The organism is Candidatus Protofrankia californiensis (genome assembly GCF_900634765.1).
Taxonomy (GTDB): Bacteria; Actinomycetota; Actinomycetes; order Frankiales; family Frankiaceae; genus Protofrankia; species Protofrankia californiensis.
On the sequence record NZ_CAAAFT010000471.1, the window covers coordinates 1 to 2,507 of the forward strand.

At 72.6% G+C, this 2,507-nt stretch carries 2 protein-coding genes; both read left to right on the forward strand.

Annotated features, from left to right (window positions below; genetic code table 11):
* Positions 1-238: 238 nt before the first annotated feature.
* The gene (gene galU / locus DD1DGNOD_RS24235) at positions 239-1,168 is read left to right on the forward strand and encodes a UTP--glucose-1-phosphate uridylyltransferase GalU (protein ID WP_131771111.1); all 930 of its coding nucleotides are present in this window, start codon (positions 239-241) and stop codon (positions 1,166-1,168) included.
* 58 nt (positions 1,169-1,226) lie between these two features.
* A partial coding sequence (gene glp, locus DD1DGNOD_RS24240) for a molybdotransferase-like divisome protein Glp (RefSeq protein ID WP_165037010.1) occupies positions 1,227-2,507 on the forward strand: 1,281 nt, incomplete at its 3' end.

A 2,507-nucleotide genomic window follows, 5' to 3' on the forward strand; every position in this document is an offset into this window, starting at 1 on the left:
CGCGGTCCGCGGTCCGCGGTCCGCGGTCCGGTGGTCCGGCGATGCGGCGATCCGGTGGCGCTGGATGCGGCGGTCGCGCTCGTCGACAGGGGGAGCATCTCGGACGGCCGAAGGGGGCGGACCGGGCCTGCCGGTTCGGTCCTATCGGCCCGTCCGACGTGCCGATCCTGCCTGCCGTGGGCTGGGCCTGTGCCACGCCGCGCTGAGCCCGGCGCCGGTTACGGCTATGGTTTCGCCCATGTCAGTAAAGAAGGCGGTGATTCCGGCTGCGGGCCTTGGCACCCGGTTCCTGCCGGCGACCAAGTCCCTGCCCAAGGAGATGCTGCCGGTCGTCGACCGACCGGCCATCGAGTATGTGGTGGAGGAGGCTTCTCGCGCCGGTCTGCGAGACGTCCTTCTTGTTACGAGCCGTACCAAGAAGGCGGTAGAGGACCATTTCGACCGGGAGACCGAGCTCGAGGCCGCCCTGGAACGCAAGGGTGACACGACCCGGCTGGAACGAATCCGCGCGTCGGCCGCGCTTGCCGAGGTGCATTCGGTCCGGCAGCAGGCGCCGCGGGGGCTCGGCCATGCCGTGTTGTGTGCGGCCGGGCACGTGGGCGACGAGCCCTTCGCGGTTCTGCTCGGCGACGACCTGATCGACGAGCGCGATCCGCTGCTGGTGGAGATGCTCACCGTACAGGAGCGCTTCGGCGGGAGCGTCGTCGGCCTCATGGAGGTACCCGAAGATCTTGTTTCGCTGTACGGGGTGGCGACGGTCGACCCGGCGGCCGTCGGGTCGGCGGGGGAGCGTTACCAGACCGTCCGCATCCGGGATCTTGTGGAGAAGCCCCCGGTCGACGAGGCGCCCAGCAATCTCGCGATCATCGGCCGGTACATCCTGTCGCCGTCGATTTTCGACGTGCTGAGGCGGACGCCGCCCGGCCGCGGGAACGAGATCCAGCTCACCGACGCCCTGCGGACGCTGGCTCATCTCGGCGACGATGCCGCCGAGCCCGTCCACGGGGTGGTCTTCACCGGACGCCGGTACGACACCGGTGACCGGGTGGACTACCTCAAGGCCGTGATCCGGCTCGCGTGCGAGCGGCCGGACATCGGCGCGGAGCTGTACCCGTGGTTGGAGGAGTACGTCTCTTCCGGAGGCCCCAAGGCCGAGCCCGGCCTGTGACAGTCATGGTGGGTGGCGAGCCCGGCGGCGTGGAGGCGATCGGTGTGAGGCGATCGACGTGAAGTCGGTGGACGCGCACATCGCCGACATCCTCGCCGCCGTCAGCCTGTTACCCCCACGGCTGCTGCCACTCGGGTCCGCCCACGGCTGCGTACTCGCCGCCGACCTGCACGCAGGTGTCGCCCTTCCCGGGTTCGACAACTCGGCCATGGACGGCTACGCCCTGCACGTCGCGGACGTCGCCGGCGCCAGCCCCGACCACCCGGTGACCCTGCCGGTCACCGGGGACATCCCGGCCGCGCCGGGTACACCGGCGCCGGTGGCGCGCGGTACCGCCGCCCGGATCATGACGGGGGCGCCGTTCCCGCCCGGCGCCGACACCGTCGTCCAGGTCGAATGGACCGACGGCCGGATGGACCAGGTCACGGTGGTGCGCGCACCCGCGCCCGGTCAGAACATCCGGCGGGCCGGCGAGGACGTGGCCGCCGGCGATCTGGTCCTGCCCGCCGGACGGTTGCTCGGCGCGGCCCAGATCGGCCTGCTCGCGGCGCTGAACGTGGCAGCACCGACCGTCCATCCCCGTCCCCGGGTGGCGGTCCTCTCGACCGGCAGCGAGCTGGTAGAGGTCGGTGGGACGCTCGGCCCCGGGCAGATCGTCGACTCCAACAGCCATGCGGTGGCGGCGGCGGCGCGGGAGGCGGGCGCGGAGGTCCGGCGGCTTGCCGGCGTTCCCGACTCCCCGGATGCGTTCGCCGCGTTGCTGACTGATGTCCTCGCCGATGCCGACGCGGTGATCACCACCGGTGGGGTGAGCGTGGGCGCCTTCGACGTGGTGAAGCAGGTCCTCGCCGCCACGGGGGAGGTCCGCTTCGAGCGCCTCGCCATGCGGCCCGGGATGCCGCAGGGGTTCGGGGTGCTCGGCGGTGTGCCGGTGTTCACGCTGCCCGGTAACCCGGTCAGCGCCCTGGTGTCGTTCGAGCTGTTCGTCCGACCGGCGTTGCGGCGGATGCGGGGGCTTGCGTCCGTGCACCGTCCGACGCTGGTCGTCAGGACGGCCCAGCAGCTGCGAGCGTCCCCGGGCCGGCGTTCGTACCTGCGGGTCCGGCTTACCGGCGCCGGCGACGGACGGCCGCCCGTGGCGCATCTCGCCGGCGGTCAGGGTGCCCACCAGATGTCGGCCCTGGCGGTCGCGGACGCGCTGGTGATCGTCCCGGAGGGCGGTGCCGACGTGCCGGCCGGTCGGGAGCTGACCGCGCTGCTGCTCGGCGACGAGACGGTGGCGAGCCAGGCCGGCGGCGCGGTGCCGGCGGGCCCGATCGGCGGTGTGCCGCCGGCTGAC

Excerpts from the sequence above, each read along its gene's own strand:
- galU (WP_131771111.1), top strand. The coding sequence starts at position 239 with ATGTCAGTAAAGAAGGCGGTGATTCCGGCTGCGGGCCTTGGCACCCGG.